This window comes from Paenibacillus sp. ACRSA, assembly GCF_022346845.1.
Taxonomy (GTDB): Bacteria; Bacillota; Bacilli; order Paenibacillales; family Paenibacillaceae; genus Paenibacillus.
The window spans coordinates 442,440-458,965 of the sequence record NZ_JAKRNP010000004.1; the positions used below are offsets into that span (position 1 = coordinate 442,440).

General features: G+C 47.0%; 13 protein-coding genes. 9 read left to right on the forward strand and 4 right to left on the reverse strand.

Annotated features, from left to right (window positions below; translation table 11 throughout):
• Nucleotides 1-69 precede the first annotated feature (69 nt).
• Nucleotides 70-1,539: a MocR-like pyridoxine biosynthesis transcription factor PdxR gene (pdxR, locus tag MH215_RS15410; protein ID WP_239291268.1), complete on the forward strand. Its 1,470-nt coding sequence runs from the start codon at nucleotides 70-72 to the stop codon at nucleotides 1,537-1,539.
• On the opposite strand, the gene MH215_RS15415 is transcribed toward pdxR, so the two are convergent.
• Nucleotides 1,536-2,165, reverse strand: coding sequence for a TetR/AcrR family transcriptional regulator (locus MH215_RS15415; RefSeq protein ID WP_239291269.1), 630 nt, complete (start codon nucleotides 2,163-2,165; stop codon nucleotides 1,536-1,538). The two genes, pdxR and MH215_RS15415, sit on opposite strands and share 4 nt — an antisense overlap.
• A gap of 166 nt (nucleotides 2,166-2,331) precedes the next feature.
• Between MH215_RS15415 and MH215_RS15420 the strand changes: the two genes are divergently transcribed.
• Nucleotides 2,332-4,554 carry an MMPL family transporter gene (locus tag MH215_RS15420; RefSeq protein ID WP_239291270.1) on the forward strand — a complete coding sequence of 741 codons (2,223 nt, stop codon included), beginning with the start codon at nucleotides 2,332-2,334 and terminating at the stop codon, nucleotides 4,552-4,554.
• 292 nt (nucleotides 4,555-4,846) lie between these two features.
• Nucleotides 4,847-5,800 carry a nucleoside hydrolase gene (locus MH215_RS15425; protein WP_128103931.1) on the forward strand — a complete coding sequence of 318 codons (954 nt, stop codon included), beginning with the start codon at nucleotides 4,847-4,849 and terminating at the stop codon, nucleotides 5,798-5,800.
• A gap of 137 nt (nucleotides 5,801-5,937) precedes the next feature.
• Here the strand turns inward: MH215_RS15425 and MH215_RS15430 are convergent, their stop codons facing one another.
• The 3 genes from MH215_RS15430 to MH215_RS15440 all read right to left on the reverse strand — a co-directional run bounded on the left by MH215_RS15430 (nucleotide 5,938) and on the right by MH215_RS15440 (nucleotide 10,033).
• Complete coding sequence (locus tag MH215_RS15430; protein ID WP_239291271.1) at nucleotides 5,938-7,656, reverse strand: methyl-accepting chemotaxis protein; 1,719 nt, start codon at nucleotides 7,654-7,656, stop codon at nucleotides 5,938-5,940.
• A gap of 294 nt (nucleotides 7,657-7,950) precedes the next feature.
• Nucleotides 7,951-8,694, reverse strand: coding sequence for a DUF3105 domain-containing protein (locus MH215_RS15435; protein WP_239291273.1), 744 nt, complete (start codon nucleotides 8,692-8,694; stop codon nucleotides 7,951-7,953).
• 409 nt (nucleotides 8,695-9,103) lie between these two features.
• Nucleotides 9,104-10,033 (reverse strand): hypothetical protein, encoded by a 930-nt coding sequence (locus MH215_RS15440; RefSeq protein WP_239291275.1) that lies wholly within the window; start codon nucleotides 10,031-10,033, stop codon nucleotides 9,104-9,106.
• 474 nt (nucleotides 10,034-10,507) lie between these two features.
• Here MH215_RS15440 and MH215_RS15445 point away from each other — a divergent pair, with 474 nt between their 5' ends.
• From MH215_RS15445 to MH215_RS15470, 6 genes are all read left to right on the forward strand, one after another.
• Nucleotides 10,508-10,852: a Na-translocating system protein MpsC family protein gene (locus tag MH215_RS15445; protein ID WP_056701897.1), complete on the forward strand. Its 345-nt coding sequence runs from the start codon at nucleotides 10,508-10,510 to the stop codon at nucleotides 10,850-10,852.
• Between the two features lie 239 nt (nucleotides 10,853-11,091).
• Nucleotides 11,092-12,162, forward strand: a complete 1,071-nt coding sequence (locus MH215_RS15450; protein WP_239291363.1) for an ABC transporter substrate-binding protein — start codon at nucleotides 11,092-11,094, stop codon at nucleotides 12,160-12,162.
• A gap of 61 nt (nucleotides 12,163-12,223) precedes the next feature.
• A complete protein-coding gene (locus MH215_RS15455) occupies nucleotides 12,224-13,162 on the forward strand; it encodes a nucleoside hydrolase (RefSeq protein WP_239291277.1) in 939 nt (312 codons plus the stop codon).
• 489 nt (nucleotides 13,163-13,651) lie between these two features.
• Nucleotides 13,652-14,473 (forward strand): ABC transporter permease, encoded by an 822-nt coding sequence (locus tag MH215_RS15460; protein WP_056701902.1) that lies wholly within the window; start codon nucleotides 13,652-13,654, stop codon nucleotides 14,471-14,473.
• Between the two features lie 4 nt (nucleotides 14,474-14,477).
• On the forward strand, nucleotides 14,478-15,269 hold the full coding sequence (locus tag MH215_RS15465; protein WP_239291278.1) for an ABC transporter permease: 792 nt from the start codon (nucleotides 14,478-14,480) through the stop codon (nucleotides 15,267-15,269).
• An 18-nt stretch (nucleotides 15,270-15,287) separates the two neighbouring features.
• Nucleotides 15,288-16,346: an ABC transporter ATP-binding protein gene (locus tag MH215_RS15470; RefSeq protein WP_239291279.1), complete on the forward strand. Its 1,059-nt coding sequence runs from the start codon at nucleotides 15,288-15,290 to the stop codon at nucleotides 16,344-16,346.
• Nucleotides 16,347-16,526: the final 180 nt, after the last annotated feature.

Genomic DNA, 16,526 nt, shown 5'->3' on the forward strand with positions numbered 1-16,526 from the left:
CCCAATACTGTATACTGCAAAATGTGCAGTTATTAAAATTCAAGCAGGACAGATGAGGAGTATGGAATCATGAAGCAGATGCCAACATTGGAGGAGAACACGAGCAGGCCCGTCTACGTGCAACTCTCGGATCATATCAAACGGGAGATTATGCGCGGTGAATTGGCCGAGAATACCAAGCTGCCTTCCATTCGTAAACTGGCCGAAATGCTTGGAATCAGTTCGACTCCAGTGGAATGGGCATATCAGCAATTGATTGCAGAAGGATATGTGTACAGCCAGCCACGTAGAGGCTTTCATGTACGTGCTTTGATGGATGGGTACGGGGCGATTCAGCTTCCGATGGATAATAGTTTGCATCATGGGATCATGCCGGATCAACACCAGTATCCAGACTCGGATCAGGCTGCAATTCGTCCAGTCAAGAATATGGAGTATGACTTTCATATGTCACGCAATGATTTTAGTCTGTTTCCGTATGCCAAGTGGCAGCAATATACGAATCGAATCTGGCGCGAAGAGGCGGATGAGTTGTTGTTTTATGGTGATCCCCAAGGAGAATGGGGGCTACGATGTGAGCTTGCCACCTACCTTGGACAGTTCAGGGGTGTGAGATGTTCGCCAGAACAGGTCGTGGTGGGTGCGGAGCAGCATTTGTTAATGACGTTGCTTGTACAAACGCTACTTAAGCTGGGTGGTGTAAATTCGATTGGAGTTGAACGTCCTGGTTATCGCTTGTTGCCGGGCACATTCCGCCATTATGGTTATCAGGTTGTGCCAATTCCACTTGATGATGGTCTGGATATCACAGCATTGGAACGTGCGGGAGTGAAGTTAGTAGGTGTGTCGCCCTCCCATCAATTCCCGATGGGCATGACGATGCCGATTGCCCGAAGATTAGCATTGCTAGATTGGGCGGAGCGGGAACAAGCCTACATCATTGAGGATGATTATGACGGCGAGTTTCGATATCATGGACGTCCAATTCCATCGATGCAAGGACTGCGCGAGGATAGTCGTGTCATCTATATGGGCGGTTTCTCCCAGGTGCTTGCCCCTACCTTGTGTGTACACTACATGGTACTTCCAATGGAATTAATGCCTGGCTTCCGAGAGATGTACCGAGACGTCCTGTTTGAACAGTCAGCTTCCCGGTTCATCCAGCGAACGTTAGAAGTATTCATGCGTGAAGGGGAGCTTGGCAAGCATATCCGCAAAATGCGAAACCTTTACAAACGGAAACATGATCTCCTCGTTCAATCCATCCGGAGACATTTTGGTGAGCAAGCTGAGATTAGCGGACAGAATGCAGGCTTTCATCTGGTATTGCGCATAACGTCATCTCAGACAGCCACTGCGTTGGTACGTGCAGCGGCTGAGAAGGGTGTACATGTGAGTTCTACAGAGTATCTATGGGGAGAAGCAAGCAATCCGAAGGATAGCAAAAAGGAGTTTATTATTGGTTTTGCTGGCATTGATGTAGCCAAGATCGATATGGGTATTGAGGCACTTGCGAAGGCATGGAGCTGTTCTCCTTAATTTAAGTTCTCTTGAACAGCGCCATCCAGAAATAAGCCAACAAGTTGCTGTGCGAGTTCCGCAATGCTTGCATGCATGTTGCGCACATCTTCCCGGTTCGCAAGCATAAGCAGGGACGTGAATGCATGAGCGAGCAACATGGGGTTCGCAGGGCGGAGGTATCCATGATCCATTTCTCGCTGAAAATGTACAGCCAGCACCTCATAGATCTGTATCTCCGCCCCGCGGATCTGGGTGAGCTGCTCTTCGTTCAGATAGGTTTCGGCTTCGCGCATCATCGTTTCTGTATCAATATGAGATTGCTCCATTTTCACCTCGGCTACATTCTCAAGCCGTTGCCGCAGTGATCCGGGCTCATCTAGCCGACGTGCGGTCTGCTGCATTGCCATAGCCATCATTCGTGTGATGGCTGTCGTGAACAGCTCCGGTTTGCTGGAGAAGTGGTAATAGATAGATGCTTTGGTTACCTGACATTGGGACGCGATCTGTTGCAGGGATACAGGTTCATATCCTTGTTCCATAAATAGCTTGGATGCCGTCATCAGAATTTTCGACTGCGTTGATGCTTGATCAGAGCCAGCTTTCGGTCTGCCTGGTGAACGGGGATTACGTTGTTTAGAATTCATTGTGTATACCTCTTTTTACGTAAATTGTTACTGTTTAAAATTGTTCATAAATTAAGTATTGCAAAATTAACCTTCCGGTATATATAATTAATTCGATTATACAATGACCCACGGTTCATTTCTATAATAAGTTCTTTATATATCAGGATAGGGAGATGAGAAGAAAATGCAAGAAGGTTCGGGATACGGCCGCTGGGTTGCTGGCAAACGAAGTAAGTGGGTAACACTTCTGGTATGGATCATCATAGCGGTAGTACTCGGTCTAGTCTGGCCGGCTGTAAATGATCGGGAAACGAATAATGCTCAGGATCTGAGTGATTCCAAACCATCTGTTCAAGCTGCTGCAGTAGCTCAGAGAGAATTCCCTGGTGGGGAAGGCTTGCCAGCATTGATTGTATGGCATCAGGCTGGTGGACTCACGGATGAACATATTAAACAGATTCAAGCGCTGACAGAGCGACTGGATCAAGACCCTGTGGAAGAGCAGCAAGCGGTAGTACCGCTGTATCAATTGCCACCACAGGCAATTCAAGGGCAACTGTCTGAAGATGGTAGCACGCTTGTTATGCCGCTCTTCTTCAACGAAGGAGCCGATGCGGAGCAGCTGGAGAAAGGCATCGATGCACTGAAGGAGAAAACGGAAGAGATCTTCGGAGTGAACCCGTTTGAAGTTGCGGTTGATGATACAAGTTCACTCAGCGCACGCGTTACAGGGCCAGTCGGTATATCAATTGATGCTAGTGGATTATTCTCTTCTGCTGACGTATCGCTGCTCATTGCAACAGTCATACTCGTGCTAGTGTTGTTGTTACTGATATACCGTTCCCCGGTACTTGCGATTATTCCGATTATCGCAGTAGGGTTCGCATATATGGTGACCAGTCCGATTCTGGGATTCATGGCAGATCAGGGATGGATCACCGTTGATGCTCAGTCTATTTCAATTATGACGGTACTCTTATTCGGAGCGGGAACGGATTACTGCCTGTTCATGATCTCTAGATTCCGCCAAATTCTCTATCATGAGCCGGACAAAAAGAAAGCCCTCTTCCAGGCAATCACGGGTTCATCCGGTGCCATTGCCATGAGTGGTTTCACTGTCGTTGCGGCCTTGCTTGTACTGTTACTTGCTGAATACGGGGCATATCACCGTTTTGCCGTACCATTCAGTTTGTCCATCTTCATCATGTTTATTGCAAGTCTAACGCTGGTTCCAGCCTTACTCGCTATCTTTGGTCGTGGGTCGTTCTACCCGTTCGTACCGCGTACACATGAGATGGAAGTAGAACGTGCCAAGAAAAAAGGCAAACCAGCTCCAGCTCCACGCAAAGTGAAAGAAAGCTGGATTGGGCGTACAGTTGTTACGAAGCCATGGACTGTGCTGGCAGTAACTCTGGTACTCCTAGGTGGACTAGCGGTGTTCTCAACACAGATTAAATTCACATATGACTTGTTATCTTCCTTCCCGGAAGATGTTCCTTCTCGTGAAGGCTTCACCGTTATTGGAGAACAGTTCTCCCAAGGGGAATTGGCTCCAGTGAAAGTTATCATTGATGCTGAGGGTCAGGAGACGGATCTCCAATCCAAACTTGAAGCACTCGATTATGTAAGCAAAGTTGGCGATGCACAGCAGGGTGCGGAGAATGCGAACATTACAGCCTATGATGTAGAGTTCAATCTGAATCCGTACTCAATGGAAGCAATGCAGCACATTCCTGATTTGCGAGCTACTGCGGAGCAGGCATTGACGGATGCGGGAATAGCGAATGCCGATACTCACGTATGGATTGATGGCCAGACGGCTGAGCAATATGACATTGAAGTAGCTGGAGAGCGCGATGCTAAGATCATTATTCCAGTGGTCATCGGCATGATTACATTGTTATTGCTGCTCTACCTGCGTTCTGTAGTCGCTACAGCATATCTGATTGCAACGGTCGTTCTTTCCTTTTTCTCAGCATTGGGACTGGGTTGGCTCATTATCCATTACGGTCTTGGTGCCGATGCCATTCAGGGAGCGATTCCACTGTATTCCTTCGTATTCCTTGTGGCACTAGGTGAAGATTACAACATTTTCATGATCTCAAGCATCTGGCAGAAACGTAAAACGATGCCGCTTCGCCAAGCCATCAAGGAAGGGGTAGGCGAGACTGGATCGGTCATCACCTCTGCGGGTCTGATCCTGGCAGGAACGTTCGCGGTACTGGCAACATTACCAATTCAAGTACTGGTACAGTTCGGGATTATTACGGCAGTGGGTGTCATGCTAGATACCTTCCTCGTTCGTCCGTTCATGGTACCTGCAATTACAACATTGCTTGGCAAATGGGCGTTCTGGCCAGGAAAATACGTTCCGATTCCGGAGAAACAGGAAGAGAAGCAGGCGTAGTCTCTCTATCCTATGATTCGGTTTTATAGCATGGATGGCGGTTACGATTTAACCGCTATCCATGTTTTTTTGAATGATAAATAGATATATGGTCCAGTTTATATCACCGAATCTGTGATGGACTGGTGGAACTGTAAATTATGCGGTAGATCTAAGGATGAATAGCGCTCTCTTCGAGTAGGAAGGTTTACGTACACACAAGTTTTGGGACATAATAGAGTGAACGTTGGTCTAGAATGGGCCGAATGTAATCAACATCAATGAGACAACCAGGGGAAGGATGAAAGCTAGCATGACGAATCAACTTAACGTGTATTTTAACCATGACGGCGGTGTGGATGACCTCGTATCGCTGTTCATGCTTCTGCAGATGGACAATGTGAATGTAACTGGGGTATCTGTTATTCCGGCAGATGGATATCTGGAGCCGGCAACGGACGCCAGCCGCAAAATCATCGATCGTTTCGGAACATATTCCGTAGAAGTGTCCAAGTCGAATTCCAGAGGGAAAAACCCATTCCCGGCAGCATGGAGATTACACTCCTTCTATGTAGATGCACTTCCCGTATTGAACGAGTCTGGCAAAATGGAAGCTCCATTATCCACTCTTCCTGCACATAAGCACTTGATTGAGAAGGTTCGCAATACAGAAGGCAAAACATTGCTTCTGTTCACTGGACCGTTGACTGATCTTGCACGTGCGCTGGATGAAGCACCAGATATCGAAGAGAAAATCGACAAACTAGTGTGGATGGGCGGTACGTTTGAAAAGGGTAACGTCGAGGAACCAGAACATGACGGTACAGCAGAATGGAACGTATTCTGGGATCCAGAAGCAGCATATCGTGTATGGGAGAGCGGCATTCAGATTGATCTAGTTGCACTCGAAAGCACGAACAAAGTGCCTCTCACTCCAGCAGTTCGTAACCGCTGGGCAGCAGAGCGTCGCTTCGAGGGTGTGGACTTCTTGGGGAACTGTTATGCAGGTTGTCCGCCACTCGTGTACAGTGAGACGAACTCCACTTATTATCTGTGGGATGTACTGACAACAGCTTCCGTAGGTCGCGAGGATATCGTGAAGAAGAAAACGGTGAACTGCATCGTGATCCCGGATGGCCCTAGCCAAGGTCGTACTGTAGAGCAGGCTGATGGACGTCCAGTACAATTGGTGTACGATACAGATCCAGAAGCATTCTTTACTTATATGACGGATCTGGGCAAAAAAGCTGCTCCGCAGCGTTATTAATTCAGGCAGCCGGTAGGCTAGTCTCCATCTAATAAATATAATAAGCCGCTCAGCAGAGAGGAAGGGATTCCTTTCTCTGCTGAGCGGCTTATTTCACATGGAGGTGCAGCTTCCCATGCAATGTTTGTTGTCTCGCTCTATATTTTAAAGCGGGCAATCAGTCCGTTCAGTTCACTGGACAATACACGCAGACTCTCGGCAGACGCGCTGATCTCACCCATCGATTGCAATTGGCCGCCAGTTGCGGCAGACACCTCTTGAATGCTGGATGAGGATTCACGCGAGATGTGCTCCATATTTTCGACAGAGGCTGAGATTTCTTCTGCACTGGCAGATAGCTGTTCTGAAGCTGCAGACACCTCATGTAAACGCTCGTTGATCGTATCGATTCCCGAGTGAATGGAGGTGAACGAACGTCCCGCTTCCTGTACAACGACGAGTCCTGACTGGACTTCGGTTGTACTTGCGCTCATATGGTCAGATAAGACTTGAGTTTGGAGCGTAATTTCGGCAATTAGCTCTGACACATGCAGGGAAGACTGTTCAGATTCGGTGGCGAGCTTACGCACTTCGGAAGCCACCACGGCGAATCCATTGCCATGTTCCCCGGCACGAGCAGCTTCAATGCTGGCATTAAGTGCAAGCAAACTGGTCTGGGACGCAATTCCCTTCATCAGATGAGCGACAGATTCAATCTTGCTGGAGTATTGCTCCAACTGTAAGGTGGATACGGACATTTGCGTATTGGCCTGATGAATTTTGTCCATTCGATCAATCGCAGTGTTAATGTTTGCTTGCCCTTGTACCGCATTATGGGTTGTTTCCTGAGATACACCCGCAACGAGCGATGCGGAGTGAGCGATATGCTGCATGCTACGTGTGATTTCCTCCATGGCAATGGTAACTTCGCCTGCTCGGGCAACCTGTTCAGCGGCTCCCTGAGCCGTATGGTCTGTGTGCTTTGCGATCCGCTGGCTGGCTTCGACCGTTGCTCTAGAGTGAACAGACACACCTTCGGCGGCTTTGAGCAAGGAATCGGAGCTTTTGCGAATACCAGCCATCACATTGCGGGTATCGGTGACGAGATGTTTGAACTCGGTAGCAAGTTGACCGACCTCATCCTTACGTCCTAGCTCCACATCGACCGTTAGATCGCCTTTTCCTACTTGGGCGATGATCTTCTTGAGTCTGACGAGAGGGCGTGTCAGGTAATGAGCGAATCCATATACAAGTAGTACGCTGAGCAAAACAATGACCAGTGCCGTCCAGATCATCGTCATGCGATTACGTGTCATCAGCTCATAGACAGCCGTGGAGTCTAGGTCTGCACCTACAATGCCGAGTACTTCCCCGTTTGTACCGTGAATTGGTACATAGGCAGTAATGGTCGCCCCATACTCGTCCTGCGTTAGTTCCCCATGTACAGACTCGTTATTGGCAAAAGCCTGAAGCATGCCATCATAGTGAGTTTCTTCTTCTGATCCGTAGGGAGAAAAGTCGTCCTCTGATACGTCGGCAGCCGCACCGTCGACCACGTAATAATACGTGGATGTTCCGTTCTCTTCTCGTTTACCAAGAGTGTACAGATACTTCAATCCATTGGCTTCACGAAGCTGGCTAAGCTGTTCGCGCAGGGTTCCGTAATAGGCCGTTTCATTCTGTCCCGTACTGAGTGGTGCATATTGAGTCACGTCTATGGATTGTGCCGCTCGTTCGGCAACAGCCTGAGCCTGCATTCCCATAGATTGTTCAACAAGTTCAGCGGATGAACGGTACATCGTCACACCAAGCACGGCTCCAGCCGCTAGCATGAGGCATGAAAAAAACAAAAAGATACGCATAAACAAACTGTTCATTAGTTGTATACTCCCCCTTTTTAACGGTAAACGGTTGTAGCTATTGATCGATATTGAAACGACCTTCTAGATATGGGTCAGACGTGCATTGTGCTGGGTTGAACATGGATAAAACGAATATGTATGTATATTGCTGTATTTGATGTGCTGGCTTCATATGCGTGTTCAAAAAGGTAGGTGCTATGAAGTAGCCGTCCACCTTCAAATATCGGCATTTCAGGGATAAAGAATTAGCCCCCGAATGCAGTTCACCCGGGAGCTTGTTGATCCTGATTAGATTGAAGCTATATTATGTTACATCGTTCCCCCGCCTTGGCGAATTGAAGCTGGGATCTTCTCTGGCCCTTGATTAATGTACTTTTGAATAAAAGCACCTACCTTCGCATCATCAAACGTGGTGAGTTTCATCGTCTTGGTCCAGGCAGTCACAACGACCTCGCTACCTTCGGGAATGTCCTTGTTAGGAACGGCAAGGATCCCTGCGCCTGCTTCACGGAACTTGGTTAGGTATTTCAGGTGATCTTTGAGCTGATCGGTCGCATCTTCATGATAATAAATAATGATATCCCCATGCTCCAGATTGTGTACCAGATAGGGATAGCCAGGGAAGTCGGTATAGAACCCAAACTTGATATCATGTGGATTATGAGGCCCTGAGGTGGGAATGGTCATCTCATAGTTGATCGGGTCTTCCGTATGGCTAGCTCCATAATACGGGTCGTCCGTCACATCAATGGTGGCATTGGCGTTCAGATCAGCAATATTGTATTTAGTAAATGCGCCCTGCATGAAGAAGAGAGCGATCACAACGATGGATACTCCTAGCATAGCGTGTGCTGTGGTTCGGATAACTCGACTTTTCTTTTTCACGATGACCCGCTCATCCTTCTTCATATGGGCAACAATAGAGCCTTGCGTGCGTGAAGCCCAGACGTAGGCGATGATAGACAACAACAGAATGACTGCACCGATGATGAGCCACAGATAGGATGTGCCCGCCTCGTGATTCATCTGCATGTGATCCATATGTGGATCCATAACTATCCTCTTCTTTCTTCGTTAAAATAAAAACATCGTTCATTAACACTACACTATGTAGTGTTAATGGCGTTACACACTCTATTTCCGATCCAGTACACTAGGATGTACCGCAGATTAGATATGAAAACGAAAGACGAATGGGTATCTCCTTTAGATATCCAAACGAATACCCAATACGTAAATACAACCATATCCAATTTACACTACACATTATAGTGTAAGCATGTAGATGATGCAATCTTTGTGCGAGATATACGATATGTTTTTTTAAAGAATTCATAAAGCCACATATGGTCTCTTCCACACTATAGTTACTCTATGTTATAGCCAAAAGGCTCTCGTTGCCTAAGCAAGAGAACCTTTTGGAATGTTGTATTTATATAATCTACTACCTCTAAAGAGATAGTTACATACGCCAGAACGAAGAGTAGAACAAGCTCAAGATGCCAAGCAACGTCTCCACGAGCAAACGATACACGACATAAATTAGCACGATGTTTGCGATAAGCACCGTATACATGCTGTCAATCGCAGCTTTGGAACGGTTCAACGGATATTGTAACACCACTACGTTCATGCCTACGATCACAATGGTATAAGCAATAGCGACAAAATACATCGAGAAGGACAGAGAGATGATGGTAAATACGTTTGCCAGAACGAGGGCAGCCACCGCAGGAACCAACAATGCTCCATACTGGGCTACTAGAATTTTAGGACGGAACGTAAGCTTCTCCACTTTCAAAATGATATACATTAACGCAACTGCAATGATTAGCATGATGGCTGTAAGCAACAGGGGTCTAATGAACCCACTTACGAATATACCGGGAATATCCATAGAGCTAAAAGCAATTAAGAAGTATGTAGAGGATAAAACTGCGATTAAAGCCATCGTCAACCATGCATTAAATGAGTGCTGTTCACCAACGCTTTTCATCGCTTGGTAAGGACGGACAAGAATGCTAAGGAAATAAGATGCATATTGTTTGCTTACTTCTTTGGCTTGCTGTACTTTCTCATTTTGCATCATATTGTTCCATTGGTTGTTCTGAGGATCCCCAGACGTTTGATTTTCGGTAGCCTGCGCTTGTTCTTGTGGTTGCCGAATCGGAATTGGTGCCGACGGGTTCGAGCTGGAATCCTGAGGTGCATGATTAGGAGAGTCTTGTTTACTGGACCAACGCGTATATTCGGACTCTGATGCAGCAGCAGATTCGTGATCTGGTGAAGCGCCAGCAGGGGAAGAAGTCGAAGCAACCTCGGTTAGGTTCGATCCGCACCTCTCGCAAAAGCTAGCATTTCCATTTTCATGATTACATACTGGGCATTTCATGATATAAGCCTCCATTTCATTTATTTAGACATTTTGTCTTATTTTAAGGGTTAATGCAGAAGTTTGTCCATGACTTCCATTGAATTCTACAGCACATTTATGAAAATGAAGTTTGTATTTATGATCATATTTAGCTCTTATACAGTTTATGTTCGTCGTCAGTATGATGGTTTTTTTGACAGTGACAGTGCTTATTTATTATCGGGTCTCCCGGTTGCTCGGAGAGAATATTCATAACTGCGATTATCGCAGTGGATAGAAAACATAGTCTGGTGGCATACTTTTACTACATCCATTATGTGTTTAGGCATGTTAGATCACAGATATAAATACGTTTCAATTCATGTAATGTTCGCTTTTATAAGATATTTGTAGGTGAAGTTCATCTTTTGGGTTGCTCAATACAGAACATTTATGTATAATCAGACGTGTTAATACGTTTAATGTACGGTAGTAAATGATGTAGGTGAGTTCATGGAACTGCTGGACAGTAATGAGAGCAAGAAGAAGATGTGCCAATACTATAATGAAATTTCGAAGGAACTGTTCGGCTTCGGGACAACTCTCCTGAGAGTGACCGTAGATCAGAATATTGTAACCTTCTTCGCGAAGCACCGACGTTCGCCGCGCTCTGACGCCCTGGAAGGGGAGGCCCCCGGCTTGAAGCTGGAAGTGGACTTCCGCATGTCTGTCTTATATAAGAAGAAATTCAGGGAGAAGTTAGAGCAACACATGGGTTTGCCTATTGAAGCTGTATTAAGGGATTATGATGCGTCCACGCAGTGGGCCATTACGAATGTGATTTTGGAGCAAGCATAGTTGGATTAGCGGGATACTCCTGTTAATCATGCTCAGCATGCCTGAGATTCATATGGATTCTGACAATTTCATACGATGGCGTCTGTCTTTGGATTGATTCTGAAGCAGAAATCGATGATGTACCGGCTACGGGTGTCGCTTTCCTTTGTTTACGAAGAAAAGTGTTCTTGTTCACACAAGAATACTTTTCTTTTTGTTTTTTTATACACATCACATATATCAGGGGGATTAGGATCATGATGAAAAAATGGATGAGTGGTTTGGCAGCAGTAGCAATGACTTCGGTATTACTTGCAGGTTGTGGCAGCAGCACGGATGATGCAGCAGGTGGATCAGGTACGGGGGGAACAGCACCAACGAAACTCGTTATCTCCACATGGGGCTTCTCGGAAGACTTCTTCAACCAAGAAGTATTTGGTCCATTTGAGAAAGAGCATAATGTAGATATCGTGCTCGAAGTCGGCAATAACGCAGAACGCTTAAACAAAATCCGTCAAGGTACATCCAGCGTAGATGTGATCTATCTGTCAGACTACTATGCACAGCAAGGAATTGACGAAGGCCTGTTTGAGAAAATTGACCGCTCCAAAATCCCGAACATCAATGATATCTATGAGATTGCCCAAGCTCCACTTGGTGAAGAATACGGTCCTGCTTACACCGTTGGACAATTGGGGATTGCGTACAACCCAGACATGGTTGCCAAAGAAGTTACTTCTTGGAGCGATCTGTGGGATCCCGCTTTTGAAAATAACCTAACGATTCCGAACATTACAGCAACCGCTGGCCCAATGGTATTGGATGCAGCATCCCGTGTTGCAGGTAATGATACGTTTAATGAAGATGCTGCATTTACTAAGCTGAAAGAGCTTAGTGGCAATGTCGTGAAATTCTACACGCAAACTTCGGAGTATGTGAACATGTTCTCCCAAGAAGAGATTGCAGGCGGACCGATCATGGAGATGTACTTCAAAGATTTGAAAGCAGCTGTGCCTAATGCGAAGTTTGTAACGCCTAGTGAGGGTGCTTATGCCGTTATGAATACAATCAACGTAGTTAAAGGCAGCAAAAACAAAGAACTGGCTGAAGAATTCATCAACTGGCAGCTGAGTCAGGATGTTCAAGCGAAATCAGCTAAAGCTAAAGTGGATTCTCCAGTAAACACAAAAGTCGAACTGAATGCTGAAGAAGCCGAAGGTGTGACTTACGGTGCAGACGTGGTTGAGAAGCTGAACAAGCTGGATATGGAGTATGTAAACCAACAAGCTAAAGGCTGGACAGATCGTTGGAACCGTGAAATTGCTCAATAATTGTAACGAATAAGCTAAACGTACAAGCAACTATATACCACAGCAGAGGAGTGGAGCATAGATGAGTAAAGCGTCTAATCCCATCATCTTGGATGTAGATACAGGTATTGATGATGCGCTGGCGATTCTACTTGCTGTCAAAAGCCGGAAGCTAGATATTCTCGGCATTACAACCGTCTGTGGCAATGTATCTCTAGCGCAGGCAACGGAGAATACGTGCAAAATACTGGAGCTGGCAGGTGCGCCTGCCATTCCGGTGATTGCTGGAGCAGCGGGTCCGCTGACTCGGAAGTCTCATTATGAGCATCGCGTGCATGGACAGGATGGATTGGGCGGTGCGCTGCCTGATCCGGCAGTGTCCAAGCAGGCAGATCCAGGATTCGGTCCAGACTTTATCGTGGAGCAGGCTAAATTGTATCCTGGTGAACTCACCCTGATTATGACGGCACCACTCACGAATTTGGCGCTAGCGCTAATCAAATGTCCGGAGCTGCCTTCTTTATTGAAGGAAGTCATCTTCATGGGTGGCGTTGTACGAGGTCACGGAAATGTGACACCAGTAGCGGAGTACAATACGTACGCCGATCCAGAGGCTGCACGTATCGTTGTGCAGGCAGGAATTGAGAAGCTTACACAGGTAGGACTGGATGTTACACGCCAGACGTTGCTGAATGAAGAAGCTATTGCACGGTTAACCGATCCAGTGCTGCGCGATTATGTGGCACAGAGCACAGCGATTTATATTAAACGGTACGAAGAAATGAACGGTGTACGAGCATGTGCGCTGCATGATCCATTGGCTGTTGGCGTAGCCCTTGCCTCGGAACTGGTTGGACGCAAGTCGTATTACGTGGATGTCGAAACCGCAAGCCGTCTATGCGACGGTCAGATGGTGTGTGATTTTCAAAACCGGTTGGGAAAACAACCTAACACCCTCGTATGCGAAACGGTAGATGCGGAAAGTTTCCTTGAACTGTTTATCAACGCATTAAATTCGTAAATATAGAGGTTGTTCAAAAAATCCGCTTTTGATTACGAAGGATGCCTGTCGGCATCTCGGCGTCGAATATGGGATTCAGCCGAAATGTCCGTTGCTCACGTAGTTTTGCCTACGCTCCGCTACGTCATTTCTATCTTCATCCCATCTTCTCGGTACTGAAAACCGGATTTTTTGAACTCGTAAATATTTTTATCCAAAGAGGAAAGTTAAGTTCAATATTAAAATAAGTTCTTAACTTGATTCCCGCTTAGTGGAGGGGACGAAATCGATTCTGAAGAAGCGAAGCGCTCGCCTACAAGCTTTCTGTAAGAAAGCTGCTTCGGAAGCATTTGCTATCCTTGGATTTTTCCTTCTAAATAGAAGGAGATCAAGAAAATCGAAGGATAACAGCGATCGGAAGAACGATTCGTACCCGGAACGGCTGATGCGGAGATAGCCAACACTTGTTTTTGGAATGACTCAAATTTTTCTTATGTCAGGAGTAGAACGATGAAAAAATCAGTAATCTACTGGCTATTGCTGCCGGGATTCATATTTTTGGCGGCATTCATGATCATTCCGATTGTCCTGACGATCGGGTCGACCTTTTTTCAGGAAAACTCCTTCACGTTTGAAGGATATATGCATTTTTTCAGAGACCCTTACTTTTTGAAAATATTGCTTACCACCCTGCAGGTCAGTGTGGTCACCACGATTGTCTGCGTGGTGCTCGGATTCCCGACAGCTTATTATATTTCACGGAAAGCGCCGCGCCGCAAAGGCATTTTGCTGGCACTAGCGATCTTCCCACTCTTGACGAGCCCAGTTGTGCGCTCGTTCAGCTGGATGATTATCCTTGGACGTAAAGGGCTGATCAACAACGCACTCGTTGGCCTGGGGATCGTGGACAAGCCGCTGGATATTTTGTACACGCCGGCAGCGATGATGATTGGTCTGACACATCTGTTCTTGCCACTCATGATTATTTCCTTGGTCGGCGTACTGGAGAACATTGATGGTGACCTACTCAAAGCAGCTCAAAGCTTGGGTGCATCCCGCTTCACTGCGTTCCGCCGGGTTGTGTTCCCACTGGCTGTGCCAGGGCTTGTCATCGGAGCCGTGCTTGTATTTGTCGGCAGTCTGACGGCTTATACGACACCTGCCCTCCTTGGAGGTAAACAGCGTGTAATTGCCACGTTCCTGTATCAGAACGCCATGACTCTCAACGACTGGTATCTGGCCTCGGTTGTTGCCGCGATTATGATTGTGATTACATTTGTCGTGGTCGGTGTCATGAACAAAATGGCCAAAACTTTAAATCCGAAGGGGTAGACATATGCGGGAGAAACATATCGGGCTGGGCCTGTTCAGTCTGCTGGTCTTTATCTTTCTGCTGGGCCCGCTTCTGATCATATCGGTCACTTCGTTTGAACCGGGAACGGTACTCAAATTCCCACCGGAGGGATTCTCCTTCCGTTGGTACGAAAATATTTTTAACACAGGCGGTTTCCTCCGCACATTCCAGACGTCCATCATCATCTCCTTGCTAGGGAACTTGCTGGCGCTGTTACTGGGGATTCCGGCTGCGTATGCACTCAGTCGTTACGATTTCAAAGGCAAGTCGGTATTGAATGCGGTGTTCTTATCACCGGTATTGATTCCGGGCATCGTGCTTGGTTTCACGTTAATGAAATATCTCATCGTGATCTATCACCTTCCCATGTATCTGGGATTGTTGATTGGACATACGATTATTATGCTTCCGTTTATCATTCGCGTTATTGCTTCAAGTCTGTCGAGCTTTGATTTTGCAGTGGAGGAAGCGGCATTAAGTCTGGGTGCTGGACGTCTAAGAACGTTCTTCCAGGTGGTGCTGCCTAACATTCGCTCCGGTATTCTGGCTGCCGTTCTGATTGCCTTCCTGGAGTCGTTCAACAACGTGGATATTTCCGTGTTCATGACTGGCCCGGGTGTGAGTACATTGCCGATTCAGATGCTGACGTACGTGGAGAATTATTTTGACCCAACGATTGCAGCCATTTCCGTGCTGCTGATGGTACTGACAGGACTCTTAATGTTCGTGATCGAACGGATCATGGGCGGATTTTCATACTTTACTAAACGTTAATTGGAGGCGCAGAACGCTATGGCATTGCTGACACTAGACCACGTATCCGTGGCATACGATAAGCAGACAATCCTGAAGGATTTTCAGTTGGAGCTGGAAAAAGGTAAGCTGCTCTCCCTGCTCGGACCGAGCGGTTGCGGCAAAACAACTACGCTGCGCCTCATCGCCGGATTCCTGGAAGCATCACAGGGCAAGTTTATGTTCGGCGGCAAGGATTACACGAAGGTTCCGGTGAACAAGCGGAACTTCGGATTTGTATTTCAGAGTTATGCGCTGTTCCCGCATCTGTCTGTCTATGACAATGTGGCCTTCGGCCTGCGGATGCGCAAGGTGAAGGACAAGGATATCTCCTCACGTGTGATGCGCATCCTTGAAGTGGTTAACTTGATTGGATTTGAGAAACGTTATCCAACAGAGCTGTCCGGGGGACAGCGTCAACGTGTGGCGATTGCCCGCGCACTGGTGATTGAACCGGATCTGCTTCTATTTGATGAACCTCTCAGTAATCTGGATGCTAACCTGCGACTCAACATGCGGGTCGAGATTCGCCGGATTCAGCAGGAGCTTGGCATCACTACGCTCTATGTGTCTCATGATCAGGAAGAGTGTTTCTCGATTTCCGATCAGGTAGCGATCATGAACAAAGGCGTGGTCGAGCAGCTCGACCGCCCAGAGACGATTTTTAAATATCCGGCAACGGAGTTTGTAGCACGATTTATCGGATTCCATAACTTTATTGAGTTTGCAGATCGCACGGATGCAGGGGATATGATTACACTGCATGCCGGAGGCCGTACGTTTAATGCTACCGCACATCCGGGTACCGCTCGTGCCGGTGCTCGCAAAGGCGCGATTCGCCCGGATGATCTGATCGTGAGTGGAGACACATCTGCGGATCTTGCAAATGCATTGCCAGGCATCGTGAAGGTGAGTACGTACCTTGGTCGTAGTTACCAGTATGTTATTGAGACGGAGCTTGGCGACTTCACAGCCAACCAAGAGATGGAGACGCCTTATCTGAGCGGACAGCGAGTGAGTCTTATTTTCCCACAGGATAAACTTGTGCTGGTGGAGTAGTCATTGAATGTAATCGACAGCAACAGGAAGTAGAGCAGCAAAGAAGGCATGTTGTGCAGTGAATCCGGTTGGGGCAAGGTGTACCGTAGGTGCGGAACTGTAGATAAACGTGCAGTGCAGCACGTTGCAGGTGGACTGCTCATCCGGATCACGCTGAGATGCGTGTGAAGAAGGAGATTA

Excerpts from the sequence above, each read along its gene's own strand:
- pdxR (WP_239291268.1), top strand. The coding sequence starts at position 70 with ATGAAGCAGATGCCAACATTGGAGGAGAACACGAGCAGGCCCGTCTAC.
- MH215_RS15415 (WP_239291269.1), bottom strand. The coding sequence starts at position 2,165 with ATGAATTCTAAACAACGTAATCCCCGTTCACCAGGCAGACCGAAAGCT.
- MH215_RS15420 (WP_239291270.1), top strand. The coding sequence starts at position 2,332 with ATGCAAGAAGGTTCGGGATACGGCCGCTGGGTTGCTGGCAAACGAAGT.
- MH215_RS15425 (WP_128103931.1), top strand. The coding sequence starts at position 4,847 with ATGACGAATCAACTTAACGTGTATTTTAACCATGACGGCGGTGTGGAT.
- MH215_RS15430 (WP_239291271.1), bottom strand. The coding sequence starts at position 7,656 with ATGAACAGTTTGTTTATGCGTATCTTTTTGTTTTTTTCATGCCTCATG.
- MH215_RS15435 (WP_239291273.1), bottom strand. The coding sequence starts at position 8,694 with ATGGATCCACATATGGATCACATGCAGATGAATCACGAGGCGGGCACA.
- MH215_RS15440 (WP_239291275.1), bottom strand. The coding sequence starts at position 10,033 with ATGAAATGCCCAGTATGTAATCATGAAAATGGAAATGCTAGCTTTTGC.
- MH215_RS15445 (WP_056701897.1), top strand. The coding sequence starts at position 10,508 with ATGGAACTGCTGGACAGTAATGAGAGCAAGAAGAAGATGTGCCAATAC.
- MH215_RS15450 (WP_239291363.1), top strand. The coding sequence starts at position 11,092 with ATGAAAAAATGGATGAGTGGTTTGGCAGCAGTAGCAATGACTTCGGTA.
- MH215_RS15455 (WP_239291277.1), top strand. The coding sequence starts at position 12,224 with ATGAGTAAAGCGTCTAATCCCATCATCTTGGATGTAGATACAGGTATT.
- MH215_RS15460 (WP_056701902.1), top strand. The coding sequence starts at position 13,652 with ATGAAAAAATCAGTAATCTACTGGCTATTGCTGCCGGGATTCATATTT.
- MH215_RS15465 (WP_239291278.1), top strand. The coding sequence starts at position 14,478 with ATGCGGGAGAAACATATCGGGCTGGGCCTGTTCAGTCTGCTGGTCTTT.
- MH215_RS15470 (WP_239291279.1), top strand. The coding sequence starts at position 15,288 with ATGGCATTGCTGACACTAGACCACGTATCCGTGGCATACGATAAGCAG.